The 16,470-nt window shown below is 65.6% G+C and carries 13 protein-coding genes; 4 read left to right on the forward strand and 9 right to left on the reverse strand.

The annotated features are described in order from the left end of the window. Positions 1 to 54: 54 nt before the first annotated feature. Positions 55 to 1,827, reverse strand: coding sequence for an acyl-CoA dehydrogenase family protein (locus A5651_RS13805; protein ID WP_066981357.1), 1,773 nt, complete (start codon positions 1,825 to 1,827; stop codon positions 55 to 57). Positions 1,828 to 2,168: 341 nt separating this feature from the next. On the opposite strand from A5651_RS13805, the gene A5651_RS13810 reads away from it, so the two are divergent. Continuing rightward, positions 2,169 to 2,390, forward strand: coding sequence for a hypothetical protein (locus A5651_RS13810; protein WP_066981361.1), 222 nt, complete (start codon positions 2,169 to 2,171; stop codon positions 2,388 to 2,390). Positions 2,391 to 2,394: 4 nt separating this feature from the next. Here the strand turns inward: A5651_RS13810 and dapC are convergent, their stop codons facing one another. Together dapC and fdxA are read right to left on the reverse strand one after the other, a co-directional pair. Beyond that, positions 2,395 to 3,489: a succinyldiaminopimelate transaminase gene (dapC, locus tag A5651_RS13815; protein WP_066981519.1), complete on the reverse strand. Its 1,095-nt coding sequence runs from the start codon at positions 3,487 to 3,489 to the stop codon at positions 2,395 to 2,397. Between the two features lie 34 nt (positions 3,490 to 3,523). Then, a complete protein-coding gene (fdxA, locus tag A5651_RS13820) occupies positions 3,524 to 3,847 on the reverse strand; it encodes a ferredoxin (RefSeq protein WP_066981364.1) in 324 nt (107 codons plus the stop codon). Positions 3,848 to 4,111: 264 nt separating this feature from the next. On the opposite strand from fdxA, the gene A5651_RS13825 reads away from it, so the two are divergent. Next, positions 4,112 to 4,669, forward strand: a complete 558-nt coding sequence (locus A5651_RS13825; protein ID WP_066981367.1) for a PadR family transcriptional regulator — start codon at positions 4,112 to 4,114, stop codon at positions 4,667 to 4,669. Next, positions 4,666 to 6,681: an NADPH-dependent 2,4-dienoyl-CoA reductase gene (locus tag A5651_RS13830; RefSeq protein WP_156662889.1), complete on the forward strand. Its 2,016-nt coding sequence runs from the start codon at positions 4,666 to 4,668 to the stop codon at positions 6,679 to 6,681. Before A5651_RS13825 ends, A5651_RS13830 begins: the two co-directional genes overlap by 4 nt. A 19-nt stretch (positions 6,682 to 6,700) precedes the next feature. Here the strand turns inward: A5651_RS13830 and A5651_RS13835 are convergent, their stop codons facing one another. The 5 genes from A5651_RS13835 to mshB all read right to left on the reverse strand — a co-directional run bounded on the left by A5651_RS13835 (position 6,701) and on the right by mshB (position 12,047). Continuing rightward, positions 6,701 to 7,264, reverse strand: coding sequence for a YceI family protein (locus A5651_RS13835; protein ID WP_066981371.1), 564 nt, complete (start codon positions 7,262 to 7,264; stop codon positions 6,701 to 6,703). 70 nt (positions 7,265 to 7,334) lie between these two features. Further along, entirely contained in the window at positions 7,335 to 7,796 is a 462-nt protein-coding gene (locus tag A5651_RS13840) for a DUF2231 domain-containing protein (RefSeq protein ID WP_066981374.1), read from the reverse strand. 113 nt (positions 7,797 to 7,909) lie between these two features. Beyond that, on the reverse strand, positions 7,910 to 10,489 hold the full coding sequence (locus A5651_RS13845) for a bifunctional FO biosynthesis protein CofGH (RefSeq protein ID WP_066981377.1): 2,580 nt from the start codon (positions 10,487 to 10,489) through the stop codon (positions 7,910 to 7,912). 140 nt (positions 10,490 to 10,629) lie between these two features. Next, positions 10,630 to 11,049 (reverse strand): hypothetical protein, encoded by a 420-nt coding sequence (locus A5651_RS13850; protein ID WP_066981380.1) that lies wholly within the window; start codon positions 11,047 to 11,049, stop codon positions 10,630 to 10,632. Between the two features lie 113 nt (positions 11,050 to 11,162). Beyond that, positions 11,163 to 12,047, reverse strand: a complete 885-nt coding sequence (gene mshB / locus A5651_RS13855) for an N-acetyl-1-D-myo-inositol-2-amino-2-deoxy-alpha-D-glucopyranoside deacetylase (RefSeq protein WP_066981525.1) — start codon at positions 12,045 to 12,047, stop codon at positions 11,163 to 11,165. 846 nt (positions 12,048 to 12,893) lie between these two features. On the opposite strand from mshB, the gene A5651_RS13860 reads away from it, so the two are divergent. Continuing rightward, positions 12,894 to 14,207, forward strand: coding sequence for a chloride channel protein (locus A5651_RS13860; RefSeq protein ID WP_082943758.1), 1,314 nt, complete (start codon positions 12,894 to 12,896; stop codon positions 14,205 to 14,207). Here A5651_RS13860 and A5651_RS13865 read toward each other — a convergent pair. Next, entirely contained in the window at positions 14,137 to 16,059 is a 1,923-nt protein-coding gene (locus A5651_RS13865; protein ID WP_066981383.1) for an ABC transporter family substrate-binding protein, read from the reverse strand. The two genes, A5651_RS13860 and A5651_RS13865, sit on opposite strands and share 71 nt — an antisense overlap. Positions 16,060 to 16,470: the final 411 nt, after the last annotated feature.

The raw sequence follows: 16,470 nt of genomic DNA on the forward strand, positions 1-16,470 counted from the left end.
ATATATTCCACCGGCGTGTTGCGTGCATTTGCGTCTGCGCGCGACCGATCGGGCCTAGAGCGTCAACGCCCCGGCCATCAGCTCGTCGAACCGCTCGATCGCCTCGTCGCCGTCGGCGTCGAGCCCACGCAGCGGCCCCCGGTCCGCCAGATACCTCTGTGCGTAGAGCCGGGCGACAAGACCCTTACGCCGACCGCGGTTTGTGGCCCGTTCCCACGCCGCCTGCTCGATCAGCAGGGCGCCGGCGTACACGTCACCCATGAACTGCGCAAGCGGAAACAGCCGGGCCTCGGCGACTGCGCCGTCGTGCTTGCTCCACGCGGTGACAGCGGCGTCGAGGTCCTCGACGCGACGCGCCACCAACGCCGTGGTGTCGTCCGCGTCCGACACCGACACCGCATCGTGGAGGCGCTGCAGCAGCGGCTCATGGGCGTGTGCGCGTTCGATACCCCGCCGCACGTCGAGGCAGAGGATGTTGTCGGGGCCCTCCCAGATCGTATTGACCTGAGCGTCGCGCAGTAGCCGCGCCACCGGCCAGGTCTCGATATAGCCGTTGCCGCCGTGGATTTCGATCGCGTCCGAGGCCATCGTGATGCCGAGCCGACAGACCTTCAGCTTGGTGACGGGCACGGCGATGCGCTGGCGCACGCGTCGCGGCTGACGATGGTTGGCCGCCCCCGTGCCGTCGAACACCAGTGCTTGGGCGGCTTCGACGTCGACGATCATCTCGGCCAGCTTGCGTCGCATAAGCGGCTTGTCGATCAGCGCGCCGCCGAAAGCCTGCCGGCGCCGGGCGTAGCAGAGCGACTCCACCAGTGCGCGACGCGCGTTGCCCAGCGCGAACAGCGCGATGCCGAGGCGAGCCGCGTTCGTCAGCTCCATCATGCGGCCCAGGCCCTTGCCGTCCGACGGTCCCGCCTCCTCGCTGGCTTCGCCAGACAGCAGGAACGCCTCGGCGTCGACGAACTCGATCTCACCGGAGGCCACCGAACGCGTACCGAGCTTGTCCTTGAGCCGACGCACCCGCACGCCGTTGCGCGAGCCGTCACGGCGCGTCCGCAAGACGAGGAAGGTGGCCACGCCGCGGCTGGAGTCCGGTGCCCCTTCTGGCTTGGCCAGAACGACAAATGCTTCGCCGTTGCAGTTCGACGCGAACCATTTGAACCCGTTGAGCAGCCAGGCATCTCCGTGCCGCGTCGCGGTCGTCTCGAGGGCACCGAGATCGGATCCGCCGGTGCGTTCGGTCAACAGTTGTGCCGTCTGGCCCTCCCACTCGCCCGACTCGAACTTCCCCAGCACGTGGTCGCGCACATCCGGTGGGGCGTAGGCCGCCACCAAGGCCTTCACCATGCCGCCGCCGGTACCCAGTGCACAGCCCATGCCGATGTCGGCCTGGTTGAGCAGATAGTTGGAGGCGAACAGCAGCAGCGACGAGCTCATGCCTGCGCCGCGGACGTCGTCGCGCAGCGCCTTCTGGGCGTCGAGCACCGCGCGGCGCGACTCTTCGAAGGAGGTCGGCATGACAACGCGGCTGACGTCGTGGCCCCAGCGGTCGTAGCGTTCGAGCCGCGGCGGGTTGCGGTCGGTCTCCTCGGCCCACCGGGTGACGGGCCCGGCCATCAACTCCCCCATCTGCAGCAGGTGGGGCTCGGCGACAGCCAGTTCGTCCGGCGTCAGGTAGTACGCCATGGTGGCGCGCAGCGTCGGGTCGGTGGCATACCAATTGAGGCCGGCCGCGCCCTGGTAATACTCGGTGCGGTAACGCGCGGACTTCTCCGGCGTGGTGAACGGCAGGCGGTCGACGGCCTCGGCGTCGTAATCGCTCATGAAGCGACGGTATTGCAGGTTTGGCTCCCGGTGAAGGAGCACGCGCACACGTCGTCGGCGGTTACGCCGCACCATCGCCCGGCAACCCGGTGAATCCTGAGCTCTTTTTTATGGACGGGCGTATCAAAAAACTGCGATGTAATTACCCGTAGAGCAAGTACTTAATTGCCGTAAGCAAATTGTGATGAGCGGCAGTTGAATTGCAATTGAATGTCAAAACCTTGCAGATGACCCGGCTCGTTCTCGTAATATCCTGCCTCATGGGGAGGCCAAAAGGGCTGCCCGAGCTCTGTACGGTCGATGGATGCGACCGTAAATACAGGGCGCGCGGCCTTTGTGGAATGCATTACTACCGCCAGCGGGCAGGGACACCGCTGGCCGGCGGTGAGCGCTCGGAAGGCGAAAAGCACCGCAACGCAAAGCTCTCAGCCGACAATGTCAGGGAATTACGCTCGCTTTATGCCGACGGCGCGACTTTGCGGCAATTAGCCGAGAAATTTGGCGTGTCGAACGTGTCGATCTACAACGCGGTGGCCCGTAAGACCTGGCGACGCCTCGTCTAACGACTCACGACGAACCGTCCAGCCGCGCAACCGCGGCGGCGATTCGTTCGTCGGTGGCGGTGAGCGCGATTCGCACGTGGCGTGAACCACGCGGTCCGTAGAACTCACCGGGGGCCACGAGGATCCCGCGCTGTGCGAGCCATCTGACGGTGTCGCGGCACGACTCACCCCGTGTCGCCCAGATGTAGAGCCCCGCCTCGGAATGGTCGACCTCGAGGCCGGCAGCCCGCACGGCGGGCAGCAGCGCCTGGCGACGACGCTCGTAGCGCTGCCGCTGCTCGAGCTCGTGCGCGTCGTCGTCGAGCGCGGCGACCATCGCGGCCTGTACGGGCGTCGGCACCATCATCCCGGCGTGTTTGCGGACCGCGAGCAGCTCGGCGATCAGGTTGCAGTCGCCGGCGACGAAACCGGCCCGATAGCCGGCCAGCGAGGACGTCTTCGACAGGGAGTGGATGGCGAGCAGGCCGGTATGGTCACCGTCGCATACCGAGGGATGCAGCAGCGATACGGGTTCGGCGTCCCAACCGAGACCGAGGTAGCACTCATCGGAGGCGACGACGATGCCGCGGTCACGAGCCCAACCAACGACCTTGCGCAGATGGTCGGCGCCCAGCACCGCTCCTGTCGGATTGCTCGGCGAATTGAGATAGATGAGGGCGGGCGACAGCGGGCCGAGTTGGGTCAGCGAGTCGGCTAGAAGTACTTGCGCGCACGCCAGCTTCGCGCCGACTTCATATGTGGGATAAGCCAATTCGGGGACGACGACCACGTCTTGCGGGCCGAGCCCGAGCAGCGTGGGCAGCCACGCGATGAGTTCCTTGGTGCCGATCGCCGGCAGAACGGCGTCGCCATCGAGGCCGGTGATGCCGTAGCGGCGGCTCAGCGCGGCTACCGCCGACTGGCGCAGCGCCGGGGTGCCCGCCGTGGTGGGGTAACCGGGTGAGGCGCTCGCCGCCGCCAGTGCCTCGCGGATGACCGGCGCGACCGGGTCGACGGGCGTGCCGACAGACAGATCGACGATGCCGTCGGGATGCGAGCGCGCAAGCGCCGCCGCGTCGGCGAGCGTGTCCCAGGGAAATACCGGCAGCCCCGCAGAGATGCCGCGGCGAACTGCGTCGGGTCGAGCCGTTATGTCAGTCCTCACCCTGAGGCGGGAGGTCCTTGACCGACTGCGGGTCGTTGTCGGTCTGCCCGACCTTCGACGCCCCACCGGGCGACCCGAGTTCGGCAAAGAAGTCGGCGTTGATCTGGGTGTATTGACTCCACTGATCAGGCACATCGTCTTCGTAGTAGATGGCCTCGACGGGGCAGACCGGCTCACATGCGCCGCAGTCCACACATTCGTCGGGATGGATGTACAGCATGCGTGCACCCTCGTAGATGCAGTCGACGGGGCATTCTTCGATACACGCCTTGTCTTTGATATCGACGCAGGGTTCGGCAATCGTGTACGTCACCTGAGTGCTCCTCGAGTCCTCTCGATCAACCTGATCAACGGGGCCGCCTGTGGTTAAGGCCTGCCGAAATTCGCTCCAGTATCCGATGCGGGTACCGGAAGGTCTATGTCAGCCTGCCCTAACTTTGCGCCCACCCGCGGGGGCGGACGCGTAGTTACTGATACTAGACGTTGCATATACAAAGTCCCACCCGGCACACCTCTATGCGTGCGGGTGCAGTGCAACAAGTTGCATATCAAACGTGTGCGATTTAGGCTGCCTCGCGTGGCGTTGCCCCACGCGATCCTGGTTTCCCTGTCCGAGCAATCCGGTTCGGGCTATGAGTTGGCGCGCCGGTTCGACCGCTCGATCGGCTTCTTCTGGAGCGCGACCCACCAGCAGATCTACCGCACGCTGAAAACGATGGAAGACGACGGCTGGTTGCGCGCCACGCCCGTCGTGCAGCAGGGCAGACCGGACAAGAAGGTGTACACCGTCGCCGAAGCCGGTCGCACCGAGCTGGCGCGTTGGATCGCCGAACCGCTGAAGGGCCGGGGCAGTTCGGTGACCGACAACCGCACCCGCGACCTGGCGGTCAAGATCCGCGCGGCCGCCTACGGCGATGTCGAGGCGATACGGGAACAGGTGGTCGCGCTTCGGGCCGAGCGTGCTGAACTCCTCGATACTTATCGCGGGTTCGAGAAGCGGCAGTTTCCCGATCCGAGCAAGCTCACCGCGAGCGCCCTGCATCAGTATCTCGTTCTGCGCGGCGGCATCCGGGCCGAAGAGGGTGCCGTCGAATGGCTCGATGAGGTGGCGGCGAGCTTGAAGGGGAACCCGTGACCAACCCGTATCCGACTCTGCTGTCGCCGATGAACCTCGGATTCACCACGCTGCGCAACCGGGTGGTGATGGGCTCGATGCACACCGGTCTCGAAGACCGCGCCCGCGACATCGACAGGCTCGCAGGGTATTTCGTCGAACGCGCGCGCGGCGGCGTCGGGTTGATCATCACCGGCGGGTATGCGCCCAACCGCACCGGGTGGCTGCTGCCGTTCGCATCGCAGATGGTGTCGTCGTCGGATGCGCGACGCCACCGCAGGATCACCGACGCCGTCCACGCCGAGGGCGGCAAGATCCTGCTGCAGGTTCTGCACGCGGGTCGTTATGCCTACCACCCCTTTTCGGTCAGCGCCTCGGCAATCAAGGCGCCGATCAACCCGTTCACACCGCGGGCGCTGCGAAACGTCGATGGCACCGTCAACGATTTCGTTCGGTGCGCCCAACTGGCCCGCGAGGCCGGCTACGACGGTGTAGAGATCATGGGTAGCGAGGGCTATTTGCTCAACCAGTTCTTAGCGCCTCGCACCAACACGCGCACCGACAAATGGGGTGGTTCACCGTCGAACCGCCGGCGCTTTCCGGTCGAGATCGTGCGGCGCACCCGCGCGGCCGTCGGCGCCGACTTCATCATCTGCTATCGCATGTCGATGGCCGACTATGTGCCCGACGGTCAGAGTTGGGACGAGATCGTCGCGCTGGCAACCGAAGTCGAGGCAGCTGGGGCGACCATGATCAACTCGGGCTTCGGCTGGCACGAGGCTCGGGTGCCGACGATTGTCACGTCGGTGCCCAACAGCGCGTTCGTCGACATCAGCAGCGCGCTGGCCGAGCACGTCACCGTTCCGGTGGTCGCGTCGAACCGCATCAACATGCCCCAGGCCGCCGAGCAGATCCTCACCGACACCAACGTGGCGTTGATCTCGATGGCCAGGCCGCTGCTGTCGGACCCCAACTGGGTCGTCAAAGCCCGGGCCGACGCCGCCGACGAGATCAACACGTGCATCTCGTGCAACCAGGCGTGCCTGGACCATGCCTTCGTACACAAGAAGGTGTCGTGTCTGCTCAACCCGCGGGCCGGCCGCGAGACGGATCTGGTGCTGTTGCCTAGCCGCCGCTGCCGCCGCGTCGCCGTGGTCGGTGCCGGCCCCGCGGGTCTGGCGGCAGCGGTAACGGCCGCCCAGCGCGGCCACGACGTCACGCTGTTCGAGGCCGGTGAAGTGATCGGCGGCCAATTCGACTTGGCCAGAAGGATTCCCGGGAAGGAAGAGTTCAGCGAGACCGTCCGCTACTACACCCGGATGCTCACCAAGCACGGCGTCGACGTCCGACTGAACACGCGCGCCGAGGTCGGCGACCTCGCCGGATTCGACGACGTGGTGCTGGCGACCGGGGTGGCGCCGCGAATGCCCGACATCCCCGGTATCGATCACCCAATGGTGATGAGCTACGCCGAGGCGATCATGGGCAGGCCCGTCGGTAAGTCGGTGGCCGTCGTCGGCGCCGGCGGGATCGGTTTCGACGTCTGCGAGTTCCTGGCCATCGACGAGTCTCCGACGCTGAACCTCAAAGAGTGGAAAGCGGAGTGGGGTGCTGCCGATCCGCAAGAGGCGCGCGGCGCGTTGACGACACCCATTCCCGCGCCGCCCGCGCGCGAGATCTATTTGTTGCAGCGGACAAAGGGACCTCAGGGCAGGCGGCTCGGCAAGACCTCCGGCTGGGTACATCGGGCGTCGTTGAAAGCCAAGGGAGTCACGCAGTTATCCGGCGTGAACTACGAACGGATTGACGACGACGGTCTGCATATCAGCTTCGGCCCTGGCCGGGAACGTGCGCACGTGCTCGAGGTCGACAACGTGGTGATCTGCGCGGGCCAGGAGTCGGTGCGTGATCTCGAAGACCAATTGCGCCGCAACGGGATCGAGCCGCACATCGTCGGCGGTGCGGCCGTGGCGGCCGAGCTCGATGCCAAGCGCGCGATCAAGCAAGGCACCGAGCTCGCGGCCCGGCTCTGACCTTTACCCAACGACCCCGTCAGGCTTGCTTGACCGCCTCGATCTCCAGGGTGATGGCGATCTTGTCGCCGACCACGGCGCCGCCCGTCTCCAAAGGCATGTCGATGTCGATGCCGAAGTCCTTGCGGGTCAACACCACCGACGCGGTGAAACCGGCGACCTCGCCGTGGCCCATGCCGGGATTCACGCCGTTGAACTCGAGCTCGAGGCTGATCGGCTTGGTGATGCCCTTCAGGGTGAAATCCCCATCCAGCACATAGTTCTCGCCGTTCTGGCGCAGGCCGGTGGAGGTGAACGTTGCGGTCGGATACTGCTCGACGTCGAAGAAGTCGGCGGTCTTCAGATGAGCATCACGTTGCTCGTTGCGGGTGTCGACGGAGTCGACCGCGATCTCGGCGGTCACCGAAGCGCTGCCGTCCTCGCCGATCACAACGGCGCCACCGAACGAATTGAAGTGACCTCGCACCTTGCTCACGACCAGGTGGCGCACCGAGAACTCGATTGACGAGTGAACGGGATCGATAGCCCAAGTACCCGTGCTGAGCTGGGCGGTCGCGGTGGCTGGCGAGTCTACTGGGGTCATGTGAATCTCCTCGAGTGATGCGTCGGCCTTTCCGACGCCTCACCGAATTAAATCGGACTGCGGTCCGGTTCTATTCCCGCGTTCCCCACACAGCTTGTGCGCCGGCGTCACCGATCAGGACGACGCCGTAGGTGGCCCATCCTCCGACCACGACGGCGAGCAGGGCGGCGACCACCGCCAGCACCCGCTTCGGCTCCGGTGATCGCGACTCGATGCGATGCTGAACCGCTTGGACGAGCGCGACGACCAGCAGCCCGATCGCGAAGTAAATCGCCCACTGGCCCCGTTCCTCGTGCAGCTCGAGGATCGGTGTGTGTTGGGTCTGCTGGCTGTAGAGCCACTCGCCCGCCGACACGGTCAACGGCGTCAGCACCATGACCCCCACGGCCAGTGCCAGGTTGAACCACACCAGCCTGCGACGCGCGGCTGGCCATAGGGCGCAGACTATTTCGAGCAGCGCCAGCAACGGCGCAAGCACGACGATCGTGTGATTGAGAAGAGCGTGGGCAGGCAAGCCGAACAAGGTGGTCAACGCGCGCTCCTGGGCTCAGACGGATTCACTTCCGTATACGTTCCGAGCCTGACATGTGGTTCACCGTTCTCGCGTGAAATCCCGCGCGGCGAGCCGCAATTCTCGCGAGCGCGTCAGGCTGCGAGTGACGTGTAGGTGGTAGTGCGCTGGCGCGCGGGCCGCCCGATGCCCTCGGCGATCGCCGCGAGCTCCTCGACGGATTTGGCCGAGCCGAACTCGGAGCCGGCCATGCGGGAGATGGTCTCCTCCATCAACGTGCCGCCGAGATCGTTCGCTCCGCCGTTGAGCATCACTTGCGTGCGCTCGACGCCGAGTTTTACCCAGCTGGTCTGGATATGAGAGATCCTGCCGTGCAGCATGATTCGCGCGAGCGCGTGGACGGCCCGATTGTCGCGGTGTGTCGGGCCGGGACGCGCCCCGCCCGCCAGGTACAGCGGCGACGACTGATGCACGAACGGCAGCGGCACAAACTCGGTGAAACCGCCCGTGCGGTCCTGGATGTCGCGCAGCACACGCAGGTGCCCGACCCAGTGTCGCGGGGTGTCCACGTGGCCGTACATCATCGTCGAACTCGAGCGCAGCCCCACCTCGTGGGCGGTGGTGACGACCTCGATCCACATCGACGTCGGCAGCTTGCCTTTGGTCAGCACCCACCGGACCTCGTCGTCGAGGATCTCGGCGGCGGTGCCGGGGATGGTGTCGAGCCCGGCCTCGCGCAAGCTGATCAGCCACTCACGGATGGACAATCCGCTCTTGGTGACTCCGTTGGCGATCTCCATCGGAGAAAACGCGTGCACATGCATCGTCGGCACCCGCTGCTTCACCGCGCGCACCAGGTCGGCGTATCCGGTGACCGGCAGCTCGGGGTCGATGCCGCCCTGCATGCAGACCTCGGTCGCTCCCGCGACGTGGGCTTCCCAGGCGCGGTCGGCCACCTCGTGGGTGGATAGCGAGTACGCATCGGCGTCGCCTTTGCGTTGCGCGAACGCGCAGAAGCGGCAGCCGGTGTAGCAGATGTTGGTGAAGTTGATGTTGCGGTTGACGACGAACGTGACGTCATCTCCGACCGTGTCGCGGCGCAGTGAATCTGCCAGCGCGGCAACGGCTTCCAGCGCAGGTCCGTCCGCGGTCGCCAGCGCCAGGTACTCGTCGTCGCTGCATCCGGCGGGGTCGCGTTCGGCGGAGCGCAGTGCCGCGACGACGTCGGTGTCGATGCGTTCGGGAGCGCGCGAGGCCAACTCCCCCACCTTTTCCCGGATGGCTTCCCAGTCACCGAAGGCACTGTTGAGATCGCTGCGCGTGGCGGTGAACCGGCCTTGCGAGTCGATCGCTGAGTGCAGATCCGTGCGGCCGAGCGACTCAGCGGCCTCGTCGGGTTCCTGCCAGGGGCGGCCGACCGGGACGACATCCAGCGCAAACCCGGTGTCCCGATCGGCCAGGGCCGCGACGTGTCCCTGCACGCGCGGGTCAATCCAGGCAGCGCCGGCCTGCACATAGGGCGGCTGGGCGGTCAACCGCTGCACGAGGTCATAACCGGCTTCTTCGGTCACCGCGGCGAGTTCGTCGAGCGCAGGCCACGGCCGTTCGGGGTTGACGTGATCGGGTGTCAGCGGTGACACGCCGCCCCAGTCGTCGACGCCCGCGCCGATCAGGGCAAGGCATTCGGCGCGCGAGACCAGGTTCGGTGGGGCCTGGATGCGCATCTTGGGTCCCAGCACCAATCGGGAGACGGCGACCGTCGCCAGGAAGTCGTCGATTCCAGCGTCGGGTGTCGAAGCCATCGCTGTGTGATCCTTGGCCCGGAAGTTCTGCATAATCACTTCCTGGACGTGGCCGAACTCCTTGTGCGACTTGCGGATCGCGTGCAATGTCTCGGCGCGCTCGGTCAGCGTCTCGCCGATTCCGACCAGCAGGCCCGTGGTGAACGGGATCGACAGCCGCCCGGCGTCGTCAAGGGTCCGCAGCCGGACGGCGGGATCCTTATCGGGGCTTCCGTAGTGGGCCAGGCCTTTCGTCTCGTACAGCCGGCGCGATGTCGTTTCCAGCATCATGCCCATTGACGGAGCGACGGGCTTGAGCCGCGACAGCTCCGCCCATGTCATGACACCCGGGTTCAGGTGCGGCAGAAGGCCTGTCTCCTCGAGCACGCGGATGGCCATCGCTCGCACGTAGTCCAGAGTCGAGTCGTAGCCGCGCTCGTCGAGCCACTGGCGAGCCTCGTCCCATCGGGTTTCGGGGCGGTCACCGAGCGTGAAAAGCGCTTCCTTGCATCCCAATTCCGCACCCCCACGAGCCACGTCGAGAATCTCGTCGGGCTCCATATACATCCCCATGCCCTGCGCACGCAGCTTGCCGGGGACGGTGACGAAGGTGCAGTAGTGGCACGTGTCGCGGCACAGGTGGGTGACCGGGATGAACACCTTGCGCGAGTAGCTGACCGGCAACCGTCCGTTGGGCCCGCGCCGGTTCGTCGATGCCAGTCCTGCGTCACGGACCCGGGCGGCGCTCGCGCACAGATCGGCGAGGTCGTCGCCGCGGGCCGTCATGGCGATCGCGGCCTCGTCGACGTTCAACGCGACGCCGTCGCGGGCACGCTTCAGCACACGCCGCAACGCAGACGCACTGGGCGTGCCGGACTTCGGTGGGACCACCGGGCTGGGCAGAGGGGTGCCGGGCTGGGGGTTCAGAGCCACTCCCGTGTAACCCCGCGTTCGATGACAATCATCCGCGCGTCTCACAATCTGAAACATCGGCGCCTGACATATCGGCCACAGTAGTCCGCGGCCCGGTCGTCGTGGTGACTGCCGCCAGGTCGGTCTCGGCGAGTAGGCCCCTAGCGCGGCTGGTTGTGCCGATACAGCAAGAGAGCGGGCGGAAGCGCGCCGACCACGATGAGCAGCAGCGGCTGCCATTGCGCGCTGAACACGGCGTCACCCCCTGGCCCGGGAAAGGTGAGCGCGCCGACCGTCGCCAGCCAGGTCCATAGCGGTAGAGCCGCCAGCCGCGGCGACGAGGTCCACTGCAGGGCGACCCACACCAGGACTGTATTGAGCGCGCCGCTGATCAGCGCGCTGAGGGGAAACGGAACCGGCCCGAGGTGAAGAGGAAGGAAGAAGGCGGCGAGGATCGCCGATATCACGCCGTCGAGCCCTAGCGCCGTCAGGACGACGGCACGCATGGCCCGACCGTCATCGGGCGAAGGGCTCAGGTCGGGATGCTGTCGAGCAGCGACACGAAGGAGCCGATCACCCACTGATAGTTGTCGAAGCGGTCCTGCCAGTGCTGCAGGTTGGGGTCCAGATCCTGATCCATGACTGTCCTTTGTCTCTGCGGCCACTCGGTCGAAGCGTACCGCGTTAAGGCCGGTTATCCGAGGTCCAATCCGGCCAGGAGATCTGTTTCCCAGCCGCGGTCGTCGCGTTCACCCGGCTCGCCGGAGACCAGGATGTAGTGCTCCTCGGCGAGGATCGGCAGCGCGAGGTTGTTGGACAGCGCGAAAGAGCGTCCGTTCGGCGCGACGGTGACCTGGGTGGCGTGGGCTCGAAGCGCCGCGACTTTGGCGGGTAGCTGGTCGCGCGCGGCGATCACGGCATCTATGTCTTGGTCGGGATAGCCGAACGGCACGTCGTCGATGTGTACTCGGGTCCATTCCTGCGGCGCTTCCTCGATGTCGACGAGGCCGGCGCCCATCGCGCTCGTCGCGGTGACCGCCCAATAGAACTTGGGCACCGGCCACGGATCACCGGGATGTTCGTTGCCTGCGGACGCGGCGACGGCTTGGGTGGTGACTCGGTGGGCCTGAATGTGGTCGGGGTGGCCGTAGCCGCCGTTGGGGTCGTAGGTGACGACGACGTGGGGCCGCAGGCGCCGGATGACGGCGACCAGCTCGCCGACGGCCTCGCCCATGTCGGCGTCGATGAACCTCTGGTGACGTCTCGGCTCGGTGCCGTCCATCCCCGAGTCACGCCAATGTCCTGGTCCGCCCAAGAAATTCGGTGCGGTAACCCCAAGGGCGCGCAGCGCGGCGGTGAGCTCGCAGATGCGGTAGCCGCCCAGCTGGTCGGCATGATCGACGGCGAGTTGGGCATAGCGATCACCGATCACCTCGCCCTCTTCGCCGAGGGTGCATGTGACCACGTGCACGTCGGCGCCCCGTTCTGCGTAGTGGGCGATCGTGCCGCCCGTCATCAGGGACTCGTCGTCGGGATGCGCGTGGACGAAGAGCAGCCGTGGGGTGTCCTGGTCAGGCATTGGTCCGAATGTACCGATCACCGCATCGAGCGACGCGAGTAGCAATGGGAGGAGATGACAGGACCCGTTACTCGAACATCAAGATCAATACCAGTTTTTACGCATGAACCAGTCAAGCGGCTACGCGTCGGGTTTCGCTGCCGTTTGGTTGCCGGCTCGGCCGAGGGTGCGTCGCCACCTGGCACCGCACAGGGGGCGCGTGATGCGGGCTGCCCGCTGCCAGATGTGTCGAACAGCGGATGGCGCAAACCCATTGAACCGACAGTTAACGGCGCTTTAACAGCAAACTCTGCAATGGCAATCAAACTCAGCAACTTTGACTAGCTAAGGTTCAACGAGAAGTGGCCGAAGCGGCTTCGGCTAACACTGCCGTGACCGGATGTCAAAGTTGTCATTTGCTAGTGACCGCAACTTCCTGCAGTAGCTGACAGCGGCTAAGACAGCAGCTCAGCCGATATCGACGTATTTGCAAAAGCGTTAGCGAAACGTGCTTAGATTCCCTCCGAACGTGTAACGGATTCGTACGTCATAGCGAAGAGAAAAGAGCGGCTGCACCGGCTCGGCCCCGCACAGATTCGGCAAGTCGTGCAGCTACCTCGAAAAAGCACAGAAAGCAGACCATGAGCGAGAAGGCGAAATACCCGGTAGCTGGGGGCCCCGGGTGACGGAGGGGAGGCCGTCGCTGAGATAACGTCTCATCGCCTTCTAGATCGGCCCCGCTGTTGGTGCCCTCACACCCACCGGCAGCGGGGCCGAATCGTCTCCAGGGTCGAGCGCTATGACCGCAATAAGCGCCGGTCGGCAGATTCAACGCCGCCGTCGCGGAAGTGACATAGGTTCCGAGTCATGAACCGGCGCACGGTGGAGTTCGGTTGCAGCGTCATCGTCGTCGGGCTCCTCGCTGGAGTGGCAGGCCTTTGCACCACACTGTTCCTGCGCTTCGTCGAGCACGTGACCTACCACTACACATTCGGGACGTTGCTCGCCGGCGTCAGCGGCAGCAGTCCGGTGCGACGCGCAATCGGTCCGATGATCGGCGGGGCGCTCGCCGGGTTCGGTTGGTGGATGCTGCGGCGCCGCGCCGAAGTTCCGCCCCTGGCCGACACCATCGCGGCCCATCGGCGAATCCCGCGGTTACCCATGACGATTGACGCGGCACTTCAGGTTCTGCTCGTCGGATCAGGAGCGTCCCTGGGCCGCGAGGGAGCGCCGCGGCAATTGGCTGCGGCGCTGGGCGATCTCGCCACATCGCGATGGTCACTGACAGATCGTGACCGCGAGATCCTGCTTGCCTGCGCCGCCGGCGCGGGGTTGGCCGCGGTGTACAGCGTTCCTATCGGCGGTGCACTGTTCGCAACCGCGATCATGCTGAAAACGTGGCACCCCCGCGCTGTCGGCACCGCGCTGATCACCTCGAGCCTCGCGGTGGCCGTTGCAGCACCGCTGACACATGAAGCACCGCCGCTGACGTGGCCGGACCCCCAATTGTCCTACCTGCTCGTGGGTTTCGCGTGTGTCCTAGCGCCCCTGAACTTCGGCGTGGGACTCGCGTTCAACAAAGTCATGGCGTGGGCACGTCCTTCCACCACGGCGACTTCATGGCTTCTCATACCCGCCATCGCAGCCGCCGGATTGCTCATCGGGCTATGTTCCATCCGCTATCCGGAGCTGCCGGGCAACGGCAAGAGCATCCTGACCGTTAGCCTCAACAGCGGCCTGACACTGAGCTCCGCCGTAGCCATCCTGTTTCTCAAACCTGTTCTCACAGCGGTGTTCCTGCGCGCAGGAGCAGTCGGCGGCATGCTCACCCCCGCCGTGGCAACGGGCGCCGCGATGGGCTCCGTCGTGGCTCTGGCGATCAACAGCTTGACCCAGCATCACGTCAGCGTGCCCGCGGTCGCACTCACCTGCGCGGCCGGCGTGCTCGCGATCACCCAGGGCGCGCCGATATGGGCGGCGATCTTCGTGTGGGAGCTGGCCAGGCCGCCGTGGTGGTTACTGGCTCCGTTCCTAACCGCCGCAATCCTCTCGCGTCTCCTGCAACAGCTTTTCGATCGGCCCCCTTTCCGCCCGGAAGGGGGTCGATCTACTACTGCGGCTTCTTGGCCCAGATGCCGGCGTCGCCGACGATCCCCACCGGGACCGCGCCGGCCAGGCTGACGTTCTGGACGCGGGGCCCGGCCGCGACGATCGTCGTGTCTTGCAGTATCGGCAGGACCGTCGACATGTTCCACAGCCGCGGTTCTACCGCCTCGATCACATCGCCGATGTTCTCGCTGCCGCGCAAGCCGGCATCGATTTTCGGCTGGATGCTGCGGTCGCAGATGCCGGTGAGGTTGCTTGGCGCCTGGATCAGCTCGTCAGACTCCGGGGTGGGACTTGTCGTGGTCGGGGTGGCCGTGGTGGGTGTCGTCGTCGCCGGCGCCGTCGACGTTTTGGACGTGGACGTGGATGATGGTGCGGGCGTAGGGGTTATCCCAGTTGTCGTCGACACCGCGGTGGCCTCCAGCGCCCGACATCCGTACCTGGAGGCCAACGCAGTGGCCAGATCGCCGCCAGCCTGGTGCCATCCGACGATCGCGTCGACGCGGTTCTGCGGGATTGCATCGGCATAGAGCATCACAGGATCCAGGGCAAGGACCGACGCTTCGATGCCCACGTTGCGCAACTGGTCGGCAGCGGTGTTGGCCACGGCCACCGACGTCGGATCATTTGATGCCACGCCGATTACCAATGACAGCGGCACACCGTCTTTTGTGATGCGCCCGCGGTCGTCATCGGGTACCGGCGTGCCCGGCGTGGGCGTGGGCGGCGTATCAACCGGCACCAACTGATATCCGCTGCTACCCAACAAGTTGAGGGCCGCTTCTTTGGACAGCGCGGGCGGCGACGTCGGTGTATAGCCGGGATCCGACGGCGAGCGAACCTGCGCCTGGGCCAGCGTGACGGTGTTGTCGCTACCGGCACCGACGGCCGCGAGCAGGTCGACGTCGAGCAGGCCGAGAATCGCCTTGCGCACCCGAGCATCGGTGAGCTTGGGCTGTTGCGCCCGCAGCGTCATCTGCATGACCCGCGGCGTCACGATGCGTGCGGTGCGCACATCGGGAATCGCTGACAGTTGCGCGAACGCCGCCGCTCCACCATGCACCTGGGCGACCTGCGTATCGCCGTTGCGGATCGAATCGGCCAGTGCCGCAGTGGCACCGGCGCGACGGAACAGGATCTGGTCGGGCTTGGCGGGCTGGGCCCAGTATCGATCGTTACGCGCCAACAGGATTTCCTCGCGCTGCGGGTCGATGTTCTCCACGCGGAACTGCCCGCCCGTAACCGGTAGTGCCCGCGCCAATCCGGAGGCGAAGCCGCCCGGGACGTCTTTGACGATGTGCGCGGGCAAGATGTCGTTGAACAGTTCCCGCCAGGCGGGATACGGCTGGGAGAAGGTGACCACCGCCGTCTTGCCGCCCTCGATGGACTGGACGCCCGTGATGAGGTCGTAGCCCGCCGGGTCCACGACGCCGGGCTGGCCGACCATCTGGCGCCAGAGGTACCAGTAGTCATCAGCGGCTATCGGGGCGTTGTCGGTCCACTGCGCTTCCGGACGGATCTTGTAGGTGACGGTGAACGGGTTGTTGTTGGTCACTTCCGCGGAGACGAGAAGCGTGTGGTCGATCTCCCACCGCGAGCCCGTCGGCGACGCAGGGTCCGCAATGGGCCGAAACGAGCTAGGCAAGACCAACGAGCTGATCGCCGCGTTTACCGGTGACTGGTCGGAGAGAAGGTGCGAATTGAATCCGGGGCCGATGGTGTCGATCGCCATGATGATCTGCGTCGCCTTCGGCGGCGGAGGCGCCGTGCTCTCGGCGGTGTCGGTGCTCTGCGGCGCCGGCGGCGGACTGACGGTGCAGCCGCCGACGAGCAGCACAGCTGCCGAGAGAACCATCCCGCGCGTGATCCAGTCACGGAGGCAGGCGATCGGCACGCCCCACAGGGTATCGACACCCGTGGCGCGCATTGATCTTCGCGTTGGTAAGTTAGCCCAGGTTGATAATTTACGTCACCGTCATAGCAAACATAGTTTGCTGACTGGTATCGCAGCGCCGCGAGGCACTGTTTGCGTTCGAAAATACCGTGCGCCGAGGCCGCCCGACGGGGGCCGACTGCCCCCAGACTTCGCTGCCCCTCCGCGGCTCCTGACCAATCCGTGAGCCTCTGCCACTGAAAATAGGCGAAATGAATACAACCGTCGCGGGTCGTAGTTTAGGGTGCCACCGTGCGCAACAAGGCCCGGTCAAGTCAGTTGCCGACCGCCCGTCCCGGCTCCCTGTACGAAAAACGCAAATTTTACTCAGCAAACTTGTTCTGAATCGATTCACAGCATAGGCTCCCCGCAAGTTGGGGACAGCTCCACGACTAACTCACGAGG

The sequence above is a fragment of the Mycobacterium sp. 1274761.0 genome (assembly GCF_001668615.1).
Lineage (GTDB): Bacteria > Actinomycetota > Actinomycetes > Mycobacteriales > Mycobacteriaceae > Mycobacterium.